Origin of the sequence: Paenibacillus sp. yr247, assembly GCF_900103825.1 — a bacterium.
Classification (GTDB): Bacteria; Bacillota; Bacilli; order Paenibacillales; family NBRC-103111; genus Paenibacillus_E.
The window spans coordinates 506,065-524,396 of sequence record NZ_FNIF01000001.1 but is presented as its reverse complement, the minus strand read 5'-3'; the positions used below and the strand labels follow the sequence as shown (position 1 = coordinate 524,396).

Here is an 18,332-nt window from a genome sequence, read left to right as displayed (position 1 = left end):
TCTACCTGATCTAATCCAATTCACAGGGAATAAAACTTTACGTTCGTAAGCTTAAAAACATATAAAGACCGTTTTATCGCTATAACTTCATAGCGAAAAACGGTCTTTATTGTTTATCATTTTTGGCTCGCGATATTCCATCCTTTATTCCATCGCTTTATTCCGCAGCACCATATGAATATGGTCTTCCCAAACACCATGAATTTTTAAATATTTCAGCGCCAGGCCCTCTTCGTAGAAGCCTAACTTCGCAACGACCTTCAAGGAAGCACCATTTCGAGGCATAATATTTGCTTCAATGCGGTGCAAGGACATTTCTTCAAATGCATAGGCGATGATCGCTTTCAGTCCCTCCGTCATTAATCCCCGATTGAGGAGGTTCTCATCCATCCGGTAGCCCAAATGGCACGATTGAAATGCGCCTCTGACAATATTACTAAGGGAGATTGACCCCACAACTCGGTCCTCAATCATGAGCCAAGCCTTAATTAATTGGCCTTCCTCGATCTTTTTCGCTTCCTGTTCCAACTGATCAGCCTGATAAGCCCTTGTAAAATACGCTTCATTGCGCTCCAATTCCCAGGGTTCCAGAAAAGCTCGATTGCGTATCACATAATCCAGCACCAGATCCGTTGACGAACGGTCCAGCATGACTAATGACATTCGTTCCGTCTTACACAATAGCTTCATTGATTTAGCTCCTTACCAAGAATTTAGAAGACTTGCCTTTACTTTTTCACTTAATTGCAGGAATTTTCCTGCCTTTGGGGAACTTAAAAGAAGCAACTTTTTATTATTGCTTAAAAGAAGGAGAAATCAAACATGATTGAGACGATCAAAACCTATTTGGATGCGCAAAGAGATCAACACATAGAGGAATTAATGCAGTTTTTGCGGATACCGAGTATAAGTGCTGTTGCTGAACACCAACCCGACATGATTCGCTGTGCTGAATGGACAGCTCAGTCCTTGAAACAAGCAGGTCTCGAGAACATCGAGATTATGGCTACAGGTGGACATCCTGTGGTCTATGCCGACTGGTTGCATGCTCCGGGTAAACCGACTGTGCTCGTCTACGGACACTATGATGTTCAACCGGCTGAACCGCTAGAGCTATGGAACACACCTCCTTTTGAGCCTGTTATTCGAGATGGCAAGCTATTTGGCCGCGGCAGCACAGATGATAAAGGTCAGCTGCTGCTTTACGTCAAAGCGGTTGAAGCTTTTTTACACACGCACGGCAGTCTTCCTGTTAATTTGAAATTTTGTATAGAAGGCGAAGAAGAAATTGCAAGTAAGAACCTGCCTCCATTCGTGGAAAAGTATAAAGACAAATTACAAGCCGATGCCATTATGCTTTCGGATACCCAAATGCAAGGACCAGGCAAACCTGCACTCATGTATGGTCTTCGCGGTCTAGCTGGATTTGAAATTACGGTTGACGGCGCAAATAGCGACTTGCATTCAGGTCTGTTCGGCGGCGCTGTTCAAAATCCGATTCACGCTTTATCTAAGCTGCTGAGTTCCTTCCATGATGAGAATGGTTATGTAGCTGTTAAGGGCTTCTATGATCGCGTCATCGTGCTTTCAGACAAAGAACGCGAAGCTTTTAAACAAGTAGAACCAGACTCGAACAAGGTTCGGTCAGACTTAAATGTCGACACGTTATTTGGGGAAAAAGGGTTCTCATTCTATGAACAAACGACGTCCAGACCGACTTTGGAAATTACATCTGTGAGCGGAGGCTTCCAAGGTGAAGGCATTAAACCGATCATTCCTAATCGTGCTGCTGCCAAAATTGCTTGCCGTCTCGTTGCCGCACAAGTACCGGAAGAAATCATGGATGCCATTGAAACACATATTCATGCTCTACCCCTGCCCGGCGTAAAAGTTACTTTAGACCGCCAGCTGCGCGGAAACCCTTTTATAACACCAATAGATGAGCCTGTAATGGTAGCAGCCGCGGAAGCTTATGAGGATACCTATGGCGTCTGGCCTGTATATACACGAAGCGGAGGTTCAATCCCAATTGTTGAAGTGTTAGGACGTGTATTGGACGCACCGGTTGTTCTGCTTGGCTTTGGCTTGCCAGGTGAAAACCTGCATGCGCCGAATGAGCATTTCCATTTGGTCAATTGGGATAAAGGAACAGAGACAATCAGCCGCTTCTGGTTGAAACTTGCCGCAATGAATGAATAAGTTTGAGAGGACTGAGCCTAACCATGAGCACGACGCATCTAACCATCCGCGATGCAAATTTGGAAGACTTAGCGGAAATTGTACGAATTTATAATTCTACCATCGCAGGACGTATGGTTACCGCTGATACAGAACCCGTCACCACAGCAAGTCGCGAAGGCTGGTTCCATGAGCACTCAGCGAATTTCCGCCCGTTATGGGTACTAGAAAACGGCTCCGGCATTTGCGGATGGCTTAGCTTCCAATCCTTTTACGGCCGACCTGCCTATAACGCCACTGCGGAAGTCAGCATTTACGTCGATGAAGCTTTTCGCGGCCAAGGCATAGGTCGTTACCTGATGGAGCAAGCCATTGACGCTAGTCCAAAGCTAGGGCTGAAGACCTTACTAGGCTTCATCTTCGGTCACAACGAACCTAGTCTATACCTTTTCCGCAAATTCGGCTTCGAAAATTGGGCGCATCTGCCTGGCATTGCCGAGCTGGACGGGATCGAACGCGACCTCATTATTCTTGGTAAACGTGTAGGATAAGGGTCGATTTGCCAAGCCACTAAACAAAAAGCGCTTCCCCCTTTGATAGCGATCATTACGTTGCCATCTACGGGGGATAAGCGCTTTTTTACTTAAAAACCAACTCTTAGTGCATCTCTATGCTTCGTCAACCAACATAGCTTCAACCTCAATCTCTATCATCAACAATGGATCTATCAATGCCCTCACTTCAACCATTGTAGCCACAGGTTGTACGTCACGGAAATACTCACCATGGGCGCGACCGAACTCCTGCCATAAGGAAATATCCGTCACATACATGCGGGTTCGAATTACATCCGACATGTGTGCACCGAGTTCTTTCAATGCCTGTTCGATCGTCTGGAGGACAAATCGCGTTTGCTCATAGGCATTACCTACGCCGACTACCTCTCCATCTCTCATCGCTGTTGTTCCGGCAACCTCGATGCGGTTCCCAACCCGGATCGCCCTACAATAACCTACAAGCGGCTCCCAAGGCGAACCTGTAAAAACTCTAACTCGATTCATCGTATGTTCACCTCTTTTTTTACTTACACATACACCGCTAACTTCTCCTTCAACCCTTCCGTCACCGACATTAGAGGCAATCGAAGTATTCCCGATTCAATCACACCTTGCTGCTCAAGCAGCCATTTGAGTGGAGCCGGATTGGGCTCTTCGAAGAGAAGTCGAATGAGCGGAAGCAATTCATCGAAAAGCTGCTTGCTCTGCTCGTGTTGACCTGCTAGAAAATGTCGATAGAAAGCAACAAATCGCTCGGTCTCCACATTCGCTGACGCGCTCATTACTCCTTTAGCTCCCGAGCTTAGCGCTGCAAATAGCAGGGAATCTTCACCACATAAAATCGGCTTCGAGCCCAAACGCGTAAGCTCCGATACCAACCTCGTGTTCGGCGTACTGTCTTTCATACCAATAACACCGTCGATATCTAGTATCGTACGTACGGTGTCTAGTTCCAGTGTCACACCGGTACGATGCGGTGCTTCGTATAAAATGATCGGCACTCCGACACTTGCTGCTTTGCGAAAATGCTCAATAATCCCTTGTTGGCTTGGCCTATTATAGTAAGGTACTACAACTAAGGCTGCGTCAGCACCTAATTTCCCTGCAGCTTCTGTTTTTCTCACAGTTGATAACGTATCATTCGTCCCTGTACCTACGACGAGCGGAACATTTACATGTGCAGCCTCGCGAGCGGCCTGTGCCGTGGTGAACAAAATCCCAAGCTCCTCACTTGTGATTGTTGGCGACTCTCCCGTCGTTCCATTGACAACTAGTCCATCCACATCATCTTGAAACACATTGTAAACATGATTATAAAAAGAAGCTGCATCCACCTCATAGTCCTCATCAAATGGCGTAATAATCGGTACATAAATACCATGTAAGTCCTTCTCTCTTAACATCTTAACCATCTCCCTGCGCTAATTTATGTGTACATTCACTTTATCATGGAACATTGCATCACAGTTATCTATAATAAATGATAATACTCATCAAAAATTTTGATAATAGAGCGAGGAGTTCCGATGGATTTAACCTATTTCCGAACCTTTCGGGAGGTTGCCCGGAGAAAAAGTTTCACAAGAGCCGCTGAAGAATTGGGCTATGCGCAATCGAGTATTACGATGCAAATTCAGAAGCTGGAGCGAGAATATGGCCTACCACTCTTCGAGAGATACGGGCGTCAGCTTCGGTTAACACCACCTGGTGAAAGCTTGCTAAAGCTAGTCTTGCAAATGCTTGACCTCTACGAACAATCCAAAGAAATGGTGGCAAGCCAAGTGAGCGGAACGCTTAGCATCGGTACGATTAACTCGCTCTCCGCATACTACTTACCGCCCTATTTACAAGAGCTGAAACAACTTTATCCTAAATTGAATATTCAGCTCCTCCCTGACAGTGAAGCATCCCTAATCACCAAAGTAAGAGAAGGCGATTATGACATTGGTCTACTGCTGGATCGTTATCCGGCAGACACGATGCTTAGCTGTACGAAGGTCAGAGAAGAACCATTAGTTTTAGTAGCACCATTAGAGCATCCCCTCACTAAGCAAACACAGATTCAACTAACCGAATTTCAGCAAGCTGAATTTATTGTCACAGAAGAGAGCTGCATCTATCGTGGTATGTTTGAGAAATTGCTGAAAGATCATGCAGTCCCGTTTCGAATTGGATTCGAGCTCGGTAATTTAGAAACAATTAAACACTGCGTCATGAATGGGCTTGGCATCGCCCTTCTGCCACGCATTGCTGTTCAGAACGAACTCGAACTAGGTAAACTGGCACATCTACCTTTTTCACATACTGACTTAAAACTGGACCTTCAACTGCTGCTGCATCCCAAAAAGTGGATGTCCCAGCCATTGCAAACGTTCATCCAGCTGTTGACCAAACAAAGATAAACTCTATTTAATTCTTCTGTCGATAGGGAACGTCGATACGTTATTTGACTTGAGATTGAGGTTAAACTAACAATTGGGGAACATCGATCTCTTATGTTTCCTCTATAACGCTATGTCGAGGAAACATAATACTTTCATAAATGAAAAAAAAGAAGCTCTCCTTTTCGTAAAGGTAGAGCTTCTTCCATGATGAACCGATTTGCTGGATGTCGAGATTCCACCAATGCGGCGCCGCTGAAGCGGTAACCAGCTGTTGGGACTTAGAAATTCCTGTATTCGAATTCGTCTATCTTCGCATCTACACGCCAAATGCAGCAGGATTCGTTCTCCAAGAGCGAAGCAGTTCCATATCCGCTTCCTTGATCTTCCCCTTCTCTAAAGCCACTTCGAGCAAAGTAGAGTAGTTAGAAAGTGTATGCAGCGGCATTTCAGCAGCTTGAAAAGCTTCCGTAGCTTTATCAAGTTGGTAGGAGAAAATCGCGAGCACACCTAGCGCCACGGCTCCTGCATCTTTGACAGCAATAGCCGCTTTCAAAGAACTGCCCCCTGTAGAGATGAGATCCTCAATCACGATAACCTTTTGTCCTGGCTTCACAGATCCCTCAATCAAGTTCTCCTTGCCATGCCCTTTAGCTTTATCACGAATGTAAATCATCGGGAGTCCTAGCTTCTGAGCAACCCAAGCGGCATGAGGGATACCAGCTGTTGCCGTGCCAGCAACGACCTCAGCATCCGGAAATTTTTCTTGAATCAAAGCTACAAAGCCGTCAGCGATCGATTCGCGAATAGCTGGATGCGACATCGTCAGGCGATTATCACAGTAAATCGGCGATTTGAGGCCCGATGTCCATGTAAAAGGCTGCTGCGGTCGAAGTGCTACCGCTTCTATATCTAATAATGACGCCGCGATATGCTGCGCAATTGTTTCGAGTTGACTCATGCTTCCACCGTTCCTTCCGTTGTTAGACCAAGGCCTGGCTGCTGCCTCTCGTGTTACACAATTGAATCGATAATCGCTTCAATCGCTGCTCGTGGATCCGCTGCGCCCGTGATCGGCCTGCCGATCACAACGTAGTCCGTCCCCTGCGCAAACGCCTCGGACGGCGTCATGATGCGCGACTGGTCGCCTACGTCGGCTCCCGCAGGGCGGATGCCCGGCGTTACGGTGACAAATCCGTCACCGCACGCCGCCTTAACCGCCGTCACCTCGAGCGGTGACGCAACGACACCCTGCAGCCCCGCGGCATGCGCCAAGCGGGCATAACGAATGACGGCCTGCTCAACCGTGCCGGTCAGGCCGATCTCGTCATTCAGCACCAGTTGGCTGGTGCTGGTCAATTGCGTCACGCCGATGACAATCGGGCGTTCAGCTCCACTTGCCAGCCCCTTGTCGACACCCTCCAAGGCGGCTTCCATCATCTGCTTGCCTCCGGCAGCATGGACATTGAACACATCAACCCCAAGGCGCGTCACGCTTTCCGCGCCGCCTTTGACTGTGTTCGGGATGTCATGCATCTTCACATCGAGAAACACCTTGTAGCCACGATCTTTCAGGCTTTCTACGAAGCCGGGACCTGCAGCATAGAACAGCTGCATGCCCACCTTCACGTAGCAAGGGATGCCTTCGAGCTGCTTCAGCAGCCCTTCAGCACCTTCTGCGTTCGCATAATCCAGAGCAACCATAATGCGTCCGGCAACATCCGTACGAGTTAATATACCCAAGTTCGGCAGCCTCCCTTAGACATGAATTGGCATTGCACGTGAGGAGAAGTTGATCGCTTCAAGCATATTTACAAGAGCTCTTACGGTATCCAGCGATGTCATGCAAACCACACCATTCTCAACCGCTTCACGACGAATGCGGAAACCATCGCGTTCAGGCGTTTTACCTTTGGTCAGGGTGTTCACTACGAACTGCGCCTCACCACTGCGGATCAGATCCAAGATGTTTGGTGAACCTTCGCTCAGCTTGTGAACAGTCGTTACTGGAAGTCCAGCTTCTTGAATGGCTGTAGCCGTTCCGCCTGTAGCAATGATTTTATATCCAAGACGGTAGAAGCCCTTCAGGATTTCAATCGCTTCTTCTTTATCTTTATCAGCCACAGTTACTACGACTGAACCAGCAGCAGGGATTTTCATGCCCGCACCAATTAAGCCTTTGTATAGTGCTTTAGCAAAATTGATATCGCGTCCCATAACCTCGCCCGTTGATTTCATCTCTGGTCCGAGTGTTGTGTCTACACGGCGAAGCTTCGCAAAGGAGAACACAGGCACTTTAACAGATACGTACTTATCTTCTGGCCATAGTCCGCTTTGGTAACCCATATCCGTGAGCTTTTGTCCCATAATGACGCGTGTAGCCACATTAGCCATTGGAATGTTCGTTACTTTACTCAAGAAAGGCACGGTTCTGGAAGAACGCGGGTTTACCTCGATCACATACACTTGATCGTTGTGGATAACGAACTGGATGTTAACCAAGCCCACTACGTTCAGCTCAAGACCGATTTTCGTAGTAATATCGATAATTTGTTGTTTGATCTCATCAGAAAGGGATTGTGGCGGATAAACCGCGATAGAGTCACCGGAGTGAACCCCTGCGCGTTCAACGTGTTCCATAATTCCAGGAATTAAGACCGTTTCTCTATCACAAATCGCATCAACCTCTACCTCTTTGCCTAACATATAGCGGTCAATAAGGACCGGATGCTCAGGGTTGATTTTAACCGCATATTCCATGTAGCTTAGCAATTCTTCATCGGAGTAGACGATTTCCATCGCGCGTCCACCTAGGACATAAGAAGGGCGAACGATTACCGGATAACCGAATTTCGCTGCAGTACCTACGGCTTGATCGACGGATGTTACCGTACCGCCTGGTGGTTGTGCAATAGAAAGCTTGCTAAGAAGAGCTTCGAATTTTTTACGATCCTCTGCTGTATCGATACTTTCAAGATCAGAACCGAGAATGCGCACACCTGCTTTGGAAAGAGGCGCTGCTAAGTTAATCGCTGTTTGACCACCGAACTGAACGATAACCCCGATTGGATTCTCGCGCTCGATGACGTTCATTACATCTTCAAAGAAAAGAGGCTCGAAGTATAAGCGATCGGATGTATTGAAGTCAGTCGATACGGTCTCTGGGTTGTTGTTGATGATAACTGCTTCATAACCTGCTGCTTGAATTGCCCATACAGCATGAACCGTTGAGTAGTCGAACTCGATCCCTTGACCGATACGGATCGGACCAGAGCCAAGTACAACAACTTTCTCTTTAGTTGTTTCTGTTACTTCATCTTCTTGCTCATAAGTGGAATAGTAGTATGGCGTTGATGCTTCGAATTCTGCTGCACAAGTATCTACCATTTTGTAGACTGGCTTGATATTTTGCTTCAAACGATGCATTCTCAACTCTGCTTCTTTCGTGAATGTCGAGCAACCAGCCAGAGTACGAATCTCGGCAATTGCACGGTCTGTAAAGCCTTTACGTTTTGTTTCGAAAAGCAGCTCGTTTGTGAGTTCGCTCGCCGCAATTTCTTTCTCGTATTTAATCAGGCCATCCAGTTTATTCAAGAACCACCAGTCAATATTCGTCAATTTTTGCAATTTTTCCACGGTATAGCCTCTGCGGTAAGCTTCTGCTAATAAGAACAACCGCTCATCGTCCGGCTTTTGCAGGCGGGATTCCAATGTTTCTTGATCTAAAAGATCCGTTTCTTTAAGGAACAAACGGTGTACGCCGATCTCCAAGGAACGAACAGCTTTATGAATAGACTCTTCGAATGTACGGCCAATCGCCATAACTTCGCCAGTCGCTTTCATTTGTGTGCCCAGCTTGCGGTTTGCAGCTGTAAATTTATCGAATGGCCAGCGTGGAATCTTGGAAACGATATAGTCAAGCGCTGGTTCGAAGCATGCATAGGTTTGACCTGTTACCGGGTTGACAAGCTCATCAAGCGTATAGCCAATCGCAATTTTAGCAGCCATTTTCGCAATCGGATAGCCCGTTGCTTTGGAAGCAAGCGCTGAAGAACGGCTTACACGCGGGTTCACTTCGATTACGTAGTATTGGAAACTATGTGGATCAAGTGCGTACTGTACGTTACATCCACCCTCAATGTTCAAGGCACGAATGATTTTAAGTGAAGCAGAACGCAGCATTTGATACTCTCGATCTGACAACGTTTGGCTTGGCGCCACAACGATACTATCTCCGGTATGTACACCAACTGGATCAAAATTCTCCATGTTACATACAACGATGCAGTTATCGTTCGCATCACGCATAACCTCGTACTCGACTTCTTTCATCCCCGCAATACTGCGCTCAACGAGACATTGGCCAATCGGGCTGTAGCGAATTCCGGAAGCAACGATATCCGTCAACTCTTCCATCGTGTTACATATACCGCCGCCTGTTCCACCTAATGTGTAGGCAGGGCGAATGATGATTGGAAAGCCGATTTCGTTAGCAAAATCAACCGCTTGAGCGACTGTCGTTACGATTACGCTATCCGGTACCGGCTGCTCTAATTCTCTCATTAAGTCTCTGAAAAGGTCACGGTCCTCTGCTTTCTCAATCGCCGTAAGCTGAGTTCCTAGAAGCTTCACGTTCTCACTTTCCAGAACCCCTGCACGAGCTAGCTCAACAGCCATGTTTAGACCCGTTTGACCACCGAGTGTTGGAAGCAAACCATCAGGACGTTCTTGACGAATGATTTGCGTAACAAACTCAAGGGTAATCGGTTCGATATATACTTTATCCGCCATGTTCGTATCCGTCATGATTGTAGCTGGGTTGCTGTTGATCAGGATTACTTCCATGCCTTCTTCTTTAAGCGCTTGGCAAGCTTGCGTGCCTGCATAGTCAAATTCCGCTGCCTGACCAATAACGATCGGACCGGAACCGATAACGAGGATCTTTTTGAGTGTATTATTTTTTGGCATATTGCAGTTCCTCCTTAGAGTTTTGCGTTAGCAAAACTTGCTTCATAAGCTTTACTTACAGATGTCGATGCCGTGGAAGCTTTCCATTGAGCAAGCATTTGCGCTTGGCGCGGCTGCTGTGGGTTATCGAGCTTATGCTGACGAATCAGCGAGATGAAATCATCGAACAAGTAGCTGGAGTCAAATGGCCCCGGTGCTGCCTCTGGATGGTATTGAACCGAGAAGGCAGGGTAGTTCTTATGTTTCAAGCCTTCGATGGTACGGTCATTATTGTTTATGTGCGTCACTTCAAGGGAAGTTCCAGTGATAGAATTTTCCTTAACGGTGTAGCCATGGTTTTGCGATGTGATGTAGCATCGTCCGGAAGCCAAATCCTTAACTGGATGGTTCCCGCCGCGGTGTCCGAATTTCAGTTTGTCTGTGTCTGCGCCGCAAGCAAGTGCGAATAGTTGGTGACCCAAGCAAATACCGAAGAGCGGAATATCTCCAAGCAAACCTTTAATCATTTCGACTGCGTGAGGTACATCTTTCGGATCCCCAGGGCCGTTAGACAGCAGTACACCGTCTGGCGCAAGGCGGCGAATTTGTTCAGCCGTAGCATCTTGAGGCACAACGACAACGTCACAGTTACGTTTGCTAAGATCACGGATGATTCCGCTTTTTGCTCCAAAGTCAACGAGTACGATACGCTCCTTGTGTCCAGGTGCGCCGTATACACTTTTCGTGGATACTCGAGCTACTTGATCTGTCATGAGGGAAGTTCCTCGAAGGATTTCAGTTAGCTCAGCAATGGATTTATTAGACGTTGTCAGCAAGCTTTTCATGACACCGTGATGACGGATTTTACGAGTCAGCATGCGCGTATCGATGCCGCTGATGCCAACGATGCCGTATTCTTTCAGCAGGCTGCCAAGCGTGTATTGCGCTCTCCAATTGCTTGGAATTTCTTCATGCTCACGAACGACAAAGCCATGAATGAAAGGGCGTACGGATTCAAAATCGTCCCGAATGACACCGTAGTTCCCAACCAAAGGATACGTCATGGTCACGATTTGACCGCAGTAGGAAGGATCCGAAAGCACCTCCTGATAACCTGTAATTCCGGTATTGAATACAACCTCGCCGACGGATTCACCTTCACTGCCGAACGATTTTCCTGTAAAAAGAGTGCCGTCTTCCAGCAACAATCTTGCCTGCATGTTCTTCCAACTCCTTCGCTATTGTCAAACGATTCTCACGAATCGCAGATGTCATGCCTACAACTTCAATTAGAATTTAAAAATGCATAGACTTGCATAAAAAATTATCATTTTGTATAAATATACACGATTTTTCGTTCGCCGTATAGAGTGCTACGCGGATTACGACCAAACTACTTTACCTGATGCGATCGTTACAATCGGCCAACCTTGCAGCTTCCATCCGATGAACGGTGTGTTTTTACTCCGAGATACAATCTCTTCCTTCAAAACTTCAAGTTTCGTTTCTAAATCCACGATTGTAATATCAGCTGCACTGCCCACATTCAATGTTCCGTAAGGAAGACCGAATACGTCAGCAGGTTTTTTTGTCATACGATCGACGAGAAAGCCTAACGTCCATTTACCAGTCAAAACAAATTTCGTATACAGCAGTGAGAACGCTGTTTCGAAACCGAGTATGCCGAATGGTGCCAGCATCATGCCTTTCGCCTTCTCTTCTTCACTATGCGGTGCGTGATCCGTAACGATGATGTCGATTGTCCCATCTTCCAGACCTTCTATGACAGCCTGCACATCGCGCGGTGTGCGCAGCGGCGGGTTCATCTTCCAGTTCGCATCGAGTCCAGGAATGTCTTCATCAGAGAGCACTAGGTGATGCGGACATACCTCGGCAGTCACTTTAATTCCGAACTGCTTCGCGTGTCGGATCAAACGAACCGACTGCTCCGTGCTTACGTGGCACACGTGATAGTGAACACCGGTCGCTTCCGCCAGCAGCACATCGCGTCCTACATGAATCGCCTCAGACTCGTTCGGTATCCCCTTCAGGCCGTGCTTTTTAGAGAAAGACCCTTCACTTACAGGCGCACCGACAACAAGTGTGTCATCCTCGCAGTGCGCGATGATGGGCATGCCGATTGATACAGCCAACGCCATGGCATCCTTCATCATTTGTGCGTTTTGCACGCCAACGCCGTCATCCGTGTAGCCGATGACGCCCGCTTCCTTCAGCGCAGCGAAATCGGTCAACTCACGGCCAAGCTCGTTCTTCGTGATCGTGCCATATGGAAGAACGCGGATGACCCCTTCGGTCGCAGCTTTATCCAATATGTAGTTCACCGTATCAACAGTATCGATAACGGGTCTTGTATTCGGCATACAAGCAATTGTTGTAAAGCCGCCTCTAGCCGCGGAGCGCGTTCCGGTCGCAATATTTTCCTTATGTTCAAATCCAGGCTCTCTCAAGTGGACATGCATGTCGATGAATCCAGGCGTAACCAGCTTGCCTGCTGCATCAATGACTTCATGACCTTCTGTTCGCGGAGCTGAACCTTCTGCTGCGTCTAACACTTGTGCGATTTTGTCATTCTCAACAAAAATGTGTTTCTTCGCTTGTACATTATTTACATCGACGGTAAGTCCGTTTAATATCCAAATGCCCATTGTGGTGAAATCCCCCTGTTTTATAATAAAGCTCGTTCAATGACTGCCATACGAATTGGCACACCGTGAGCGATTTGTGTGAAAATTTTCGATTTTTCATGTTCTACCAGTTCATCATCAAGCTCTACGTTGCGATTGACTGGGGCCGGATGCATAATGATCGCGTGAGGCGCCATGCGGCTTGCACGCTCTACGGTTAAACCGTACTGCTCGCGGTATTCCTCCGCTGAGCGGATAATTCCTTTGTCGTGTCGTTCGAGCTGTACTCGCAGCATCATGACCACGTCGGCCTTCAGCGCCTCCTCGAAGGACACATATGGCGCGAATTCAGCCAATTCCGGTGCCTGCATGCGTTCTGGTGCGCAGAACTGCACTTTCGCACCTAGAGTGATGAGTCCCCAAAGGTTGGAGCGAGCCACACGGCTATGCAGGATGTCTCCGATGATGGAGACCGTCAACCCTTTGATTGCGCCGAACTGCTTGCGCATAGTGTAGAAATCGAGCAGCGCTTGCGTTGGATGCTCGTTATTTCCGTCTCCCGCGTTAATCAGCGGGATTTTGATTTTCTCAGCCAGCTCCGCAAGGACACCGTTCGGCTTCAAGCGGATGACACCGGCATCGATGCCCATGGACTCGAGGGTACGGACCGTATCGTAAATGGACTCGCCTTTTTGTACACTGGATTCCGCAGCGGAGAAGTTAAGCACGTCGGCTCCTAAGCGCTTTTGCGCCAGTTCAAAGGAGAAACGGGTTCTTGTACTATTTTCAAAAAATAAGTTTGAAACGAATTTGCCTTGAAATTGATTCGTCACCTTCGTTGGATATTGTTCCCAATAGGCTGCACGATCAAGAATGCTCGTTATTTCCCCTGCGCTGACGCCTTTCAATCCTAGAAAATGCTTGGTTGTTTGTAGACTCACTATGCTCACTCCTGTTTCCCCCTCTGTTGAAGTATGATGACCCGATCTTTATCATCGATTTCCGTTAGCAGCACTTCAATACTTTCACTTTTGGAGGTAGGTACGTTCTTACCAACATAATCGGGGCGAATTGGCAATTCGCGATGCCCTCTGTCGACAAGTACGGCAAGCTGAATCATTTGCGGCCTGCCCAAATCAATCAATGCATCCATGGCTGCCCTCACCGTTCGTCCAGTGTAGAGCACATCATCAAAGAGGATGATTTTACGGTCTTGAATTTGTATCTTGCCGTCTTCCTGGACGTTTTCTACGGATTTCACCTTGACACGATCATCACGATAAGAAGTGATATCAATCTCGCCTACAGGAATCGGGACACCTTCAATCTCAAGAATTCGCTCTGCTACTCGCTTGGCTAAATAAATACCACGGGTCCGAATCCCAATCAGGGTACAATTTTCTACCCCCTTATTCTTTTCCAGTATCTCGTGCGCAATCCGCGTTAGTGCTCTACGGATTCCCATTTCATCTATAATCGTGTGTTCGGCTGTTTCGTTCATCTTTTTCGCCTCCTAAAAGTTTTCAGTAGGAAAACTTGCATCGTAAGCATTTGCTCGATTTATCGTTAGAAAACCAAAAACTCCTTGCCCAATTAATGGCAAGGAGTTACGAGTGCATGAAGATACAGACCGGGGCATAAGGATGCGCACATCCCCAAGCTTATTCATACACTGAATACGCGACTCAGTATATCCCGTCTTTTCTCATCGACTACCTTGCCAGTCTCTCTGGACTGTTTTTAAAGGTACATATGTAATTAAAATAATTATCCCATTTTCGACACGATAAGTCAATATAAATTAAAGAACTATCTTTGAGCAGGTGCATAGCCATGTGTTATAATTTACATATAAAATGCACGAGCCGGTTTTCTTATGAAAACTCAGTTTTCTAACACAAAACTCTAAGGAGGAAACCATGTTCAAACTGTTTCGACTGTTGAAACCGTACAAATTTGCAGTGGCTGCAATCATTACCTTGATGCTTCTGCAATCACTGGCGCAGTTGTACCTGCCCACACTTCTCGCTGACATTGTCGATGTCGGAGTCGTGAAAGGAGATATTCCTTATATTCTCCGGTTTGGCGCTTACATGCTTTTAGTGGCGATGGGCGCAATGGTTTGTGTTATCATCGCAAGTTACTTGCTGGCACGGACGGCGACCGGATTCGGCAGGGATTTACGCCGAACGCTTTTTACCCATGTAGAGAGCTACTCTTTGAATGAATTTGATAGACTCGGAACCTCTTCCCTCATTACTAGGACCACGAATGACATCGCACAAGTTCAGCAAGTCATCGTCATGATGCGGATGTTCATCGGCGCGCCGACTATGCTAATTGGCGGAGTGATCATGGCCACTTATAAGGACGCGCATTTGGCTATTGTATTAATCTCCATCATCCCTATTCTTGCCCTCGCTATTATTGGTATCATGCGCAAAGGACTGCCATTATTCAAACAGTTACAAATCAAAATTGATGGAATCAATCTCGTGCTGCGTGAAAATTTAACCGGCATTCGAGTGATTCGCGCTTTTAAGCGTTCCGAACATGAAAAGCTTAAATTTGAAAAAGCGAATCTGGATTACACCCAAATAGCTGTAAAAGTAAATATTATCATGTCTACCATGATGCCCGTCATGATGCTGGTATTTAATCTTGGGGTTGTCGTCATTCTTTGGTACGGCGGTGTTCGTATTGATGCCAATCAAATGCAGATTGGTGATTTGATGGCCTTCATCCAATATGCCATGCAAATTATGTTCTCTATGTTCATGATGACGATGATTTTTATGATGATTCCCCGTGCATCAGCGTCTGCAGTTCGTATTAATGAAGTTCTGGCCCTACAGTCTAACATACATAATGCTGAAAAGGCGAAGACTCTGGATTCTAATCAATCTGCAATTGAGTTTCAGAACGTTACCTTTAGTTATCCCGGTGCGGAGCAGCCAGCAATCCGTGATCTATCCTTCCGTGCTGAACCCGGTGAGATCACAGCAATAATTGGAGGCACAGGCTCCGGCAAAACGACTCTGATCAATTTGCTTTTACGCTTTTATGATGTAGATTCCGGCAATATCTCGATTGACGGCCATCCCTTGCAAACTCTGAAGTTAGAAAGCTTAAGACAACAAATTGGTTATATTCCGCAAAAAGCTGCGCTTTTCTCAGGTACAGTTGCCGATAACATCCGATTTGGGAGCGAGATGGCAACCGATGAGGAAATCCAGCATGCTGCAGCCACAGCTCAAGCTGCAGAATTCATCGAAGAGATGAAAGAAGGCTATCAAGCGATTCTCGCCCAAGGCGGAACGAATTTATCTGGCGGTCAGAAGCAGCGATTGGCGATTGCCAGAGCGCTCGCTCGCAAACCGAACATTTATGTGTTCGATGACAGCTTCTCCGCACTTGATTTCAAAACGGATGCCAATCTTCGAGCCGCGCTTAAAGCTGAAACGGACCATGCAACGAAGATTATAGTCGCCCAGCGGGTTAGTACAATAATGGATGCTAACCGAATTATCGTATTGGAAGAGGGATGTATTGTCGGGACAGGTACCCATGCAGACCTCATGAAAACCTGTGCTGTATATCAAGAGATTGTTGCCTCTCAGCTGTCAGAGGAGGAAATTGCATGAGTGAAAAACCAAGAGATCAGCGCCCTTCATCACCGGGGATAAACCCGGGTCACTTTGGCCGAGGCGGCATGGGTGCGATGGGGATGCCAGTCCAAAAGGCCAAGGATTTCAAAGGAACTTTGAGACGACTGTCCAGTTATATGAGCCCATTCCGTATCTCTTTCATCCTAGTTTTTACCTCAGCTGTGCTTAGCACACTGTTCAGTATTCTTAGTCCCAAACTTATGGGTAACGCAACAACGAAGTTATATGAAGGCTCCATGGCGAAGATGAAAGGTATTGCCGGCGCCAAAATCGACTTCGATGCGATTCTCCAAATTGCTTTTATTCTTGCTGTACTCTACATACTTAGCGCGGTACTGACCTATATTCAACAAAGGATTATGGTCGGTGTCACACAGAAAATTGTTTTTAATCTGCGTAAAGAAATTAGCGAAAAACTCTCCCGAGTACCTCTCTCCTTCTTCGACTCCCGCAGTCATGGAGACACGATGAGCCGTGCAACGAATGATGTGGATACGATCAGTTCGACCATGCAGCAAAGCTTAACGCAGTTGATCACTTCAATGGTTACTTTAGTAGGGATCGTTATTATGATGCTGACTATAAGCCCTTTGCTAACCTTGGCCACGATCATTACCTTACCATTAAGCATTTGGGGAACGAAAATGATTGCTTCTCGCTCTCAAAAGTACTTCAAAGGACAACAAAAAACGCTCGGCGAGCTCAATGGTCATGTCGAGGAGATGTACACAGGTCATACGATTGTAAAAGCTTTCGGTCGTGAACAGAAATCTGTCGAGAAATTCAATGAAATTAATGACCGGTTGTACCATTCCGGCTGGCGAGCACAGTTCATCTCAGGGATGATATTTCCTCTTATGTCCTTCATCGGAAATATCGGCTACGTGCTGGTCAGTGTAATTGGTGGCATTATGGTTACAAATGGTGCTATCAAAATCGGAGATATTTTAGCCTTTATTCAATATTCCGGGCAATTTGGGATGCCCATCACTCAGGTAGCCAATATAGCTAACGTGATTCAATCCACAATCGCCGCCGCAGAGCGCATCTTTGAACTGTTAGATGAGCCTGAAGAAGTACTCGAACAGACCGATGCAAAGTCGGTAACGAATGTTCGAGGTCATGTTCAATTTAAACAGGTCGCCTTTTCTTACAAAGACGATACCACGCTTATTGAAGATATGAACATTAATGTGGAGCCCGGACAAACGGTTGCCATTGTTGGACCAACAGGTGCGGGCAAAACAACGATCGTCAATCTGCTCATGCGCTTCTACGAACTAAAGGGAGGATCTATTTCCATCGATGCTGTAGATTCACGTGAAATGTCGCGAAATCATCTGCGCGGACTTTTCGGCATGGTACTTCAAGATACTTGGCTGTTCAACGGAACGATTCGTGAGAATATCGCTTATGGCCGCGATGGTGCCACAGAAGATGAGATCGTTAGTGCGGCTCGTGCAGCCTATGCCGATCATTTCATTCGAACCTTACCGGATGGTTACAACACCATACTGAATGAAGAAGCCTCCAACCTTTCACATGGGCAAAAGCAGCTCCTCACCATTGCCCGCGCGATACTGGCGGATCCACCCATTTTGATCCTCGATGAGGCGACCAGCAGTGTAGATACACGAACCGAATTATCCATCCAAAGAGCGATGAATAATTTGATGGAGGGCCGCACAAGCTTTGTCATTGCACATCGTCTATCAACGATTCGTGATGCAGATCTCATTCTTGTGATGAATCAGGGTTCCGTCATTGAACAAGGGACGCATGAACAGCTATTGGAACAACACGGATTCTATGCGGATCTTTACAATAGTCAGTTCGCTCAAAAAGCCATCTCTTAAAAAAGGGCTGTGTTTAGAGTCATTTCGACTCTTTACGCAGTCCTTTTCATATCTAATTCATAAATTGAATAAACACCAGAAGCCTTTTCTATGAATACAC

At 46.7% G+C, this 18,332-nt stretch carries 15 protein-coding genes; 5 read left to right on the top strand and 10 right to left on the bottom strand.

The annotated features are described in order from the left end of the window. Positions 1–144 precede the first annotated feature (144 nt). On the bottom strand, positions 145–690 hold the full coding sequence (locus tag BLT91_RS02350) for a GNAT family N-acetyltransferase (RefSeq protein ID WP_090816167.1): 546 nt from the start codon (positions 688–690) through the stop codon (positions 145–147). 132 nt (positions 691–822) lie between these two features. Between BLT91_RS02350 and BLT91_RS02345 the strand changes: the two genes are divergently transcribed. After that, positions 823–2,199, top strand: coding sequence for a dipeptidase (locus BLT91_RS02345; protein ID WP_090816165.1), 1,377 nt, complete (start codon positions 823–825; stop codon positions 2,197–2,199). A 23-nt stretch (positions 2,200–2,222) separates the two neighbouring features. Beyond that, positions 2,223–2,729: a GNAT family N-acetyltransferase gene (locus BLT91_RS02340; RefSeq protein ID WP_090816163.1), complete on the top strand. Its 507-nt coding sequence runs from the start codon at positions 2,223–2,225 to the stop codon at positions 2,727–2,729. A 117-nt stretch (positions 2,730–2,846) separates the two neighbouring features. On the opposite strand, the gene BLT91_RS02335 is transcribed toward BLT91_RS02340, so the two are convergent. Both BLT91_RS02335 and dapA read right to left on the bottom strand, forming a co-directional pair. Then, on the bottom strand, positions 2,847–3,239 hold the full coding sequence (locus BLT91_RS02335; protein WP_090816161.1) for a RidA family protein: 393 nt from the start codon (positions 3,237–3,239) through the stop codon (positions 2,847–2,849). A gap of 23 nt (positions 3,240–3,262) precedes the next feature. Further along, positions 3,263–4,138, bottom strand: coding sequence for a 4-hydroxy-tetrahydrodipicolinate synthase (dapA, locus tag BLT91_RS02330; protein ID WP_090816159.1), 876 nt, complete (start codon positions 4,136–4,138; stop codon positions 3,263–3,265). Positions 4,139–4,261: 123 nt separating this feature from the next. On the opposite strand from dapA, the gene BLT91_RS02325 reads away from it, so the two are divergent. Continuing rightward, positions 4,262–5,137, top strand: coding sequence for a LysR family transcriptional regulator (locus BLT91_RS02325; protein WP_090816157.1), 876 nt, complete (start codon positions 4,262–4,264; stop codon positions 5,135–5,137). A 298-nt stretch (positions 5,138–5,435) separates the two neighbouring features. Here BLT91_RS02325 and pyrE read toward each other — a convergent pair whose 3' ends face one another. From pyrE to pyrR, 7 genes are all read right to left on the bottom strand, one after another. Then, positions 5,436–6,077: an orotate phosphoribosyltransferase gene (gene pyrE / locus BLT91_RS02320; protein WP_090816155.1), complete on the bottom strand. Its 642-nt coding sequence runs from the start codon at positions 6,075–6,077 to the stop codon at positions 5,436–5,438. 53 nt (positions 6,078–6,130) lie between these two features. Beyond that, the gene (gene pyrF, locus BLT91_RS02315; RefSeq protein WP_090817218.1) at positions 6,131–6,820 is read right to left on the bottom strand and encodes an orotidine-5'-phosphate decarboxylase; all 690 of its coding nucleotides are present in this window, start codon (positions 6,818–6,820) and stop codon (positions 6,131–6,133) included. Positions 6,821–6,874: 54 nt separating this feature from the next. Next, positions 6,875–10,084, bottom strand: coding sequence for a carbamoyl-phosphate synthase large subunit (gene carB, locus BLT91_RS02310; protein WP_090816153.1), 3,210 nt, complete (start codon positions 10,082–10,084; stop codon positions 6,875–6,877). Positions 10,085–10,098: 14 nt separating this feature from the next. Next, positions 10,099–11,283 carry a carbamoyl phosphate synthase small subunit gene (locus BLT91_RS02305; protein ID WP_090816151.1) on the bottom strand — a complete coding sequence of 395 codons (1,185 nt, stop codon included), beginning with the start codon at positions 11,281–11,283 and terminating at the stop codon, positions 10,099–10,101. Positions 11,284–11,445: 162 nt separating this feature from the next. Continuing rightward, positions 11,446–12,729, bottom strand: coding sequence for a dihydroorotase (locus tag BLT91_RS02300; RefSeq protein ID WP_090816148.1), 1,284 nt, complete (start codon positions 12,727–12,729; stop codon positions 11,446–11,448). 20 nt (positions 12,730–12,749) lie between these two features. Continuing rightward, positions 12,750–13,658: an aspartate carbamoyltransferase catalytic subunit gene (locus BLT91_RS02295; protein ID WP_090816145.1), complete on the bottom strand. Its 909-nt coding sequence runs from the start codon at positions 13,656–13,658 to the stop codon at positions 12,750–12,752. Further along, positions 13,655–14,209, bottom strand: a complete 555-nt coding sequence (gene pyrR / locus BLT91_RS02290; RefSeq protein ID WP_090816144.1) for a bifunctional pyr operon transcriptional regulator/uracil phosphoribosyltransferase PyrR — start codon at positions 14,207–14,209, stop codon at positions 13,655–13,657. The genes BLT91_RS02295 and pyrR overlap by 4 nt, the downstream gene beginning before the upstream one ends. A 418-nt stretch (positions 14,210–14,627) precedes the next feature. On the opposite strand from pyrR, the gene BLT91_RS02285 reads away from it, so the two are divergent. Both BLT91_RS02285 and BLT91_RS02280 read left to right on the top strand, forming a co-directional pair. Beyond that, positions 14,628–16,352 (top strand): ABC transporter ATP-binding protein, encoded by a 1,725-nt coding sequence (locus tag BLT91_RS02285; protein ID WP_090816143.1) that lies wholly within the window; start codon positions 14,628–14,630, stop codon positions 16,350–16,352. Further along, the gene (locus BLT91_RS02280) at positions 16,349–18,232 is read left to right on the top strand and encodes an ABC transporter ATP-binding protein (RefSeq protein ID WP_090816141.1); all 1,884 of its coding nucleotides are present in this window, start codon (positions 16,349–16,351) and stop codon (positions 18,230–18,232) included. Before BLT91_RS02285 ends, BLT91_RS02280 begins: the two co-directional genes overlap by 4 nt. Positions 18,233–18,332: the final 100 nt, after the last annotated feature.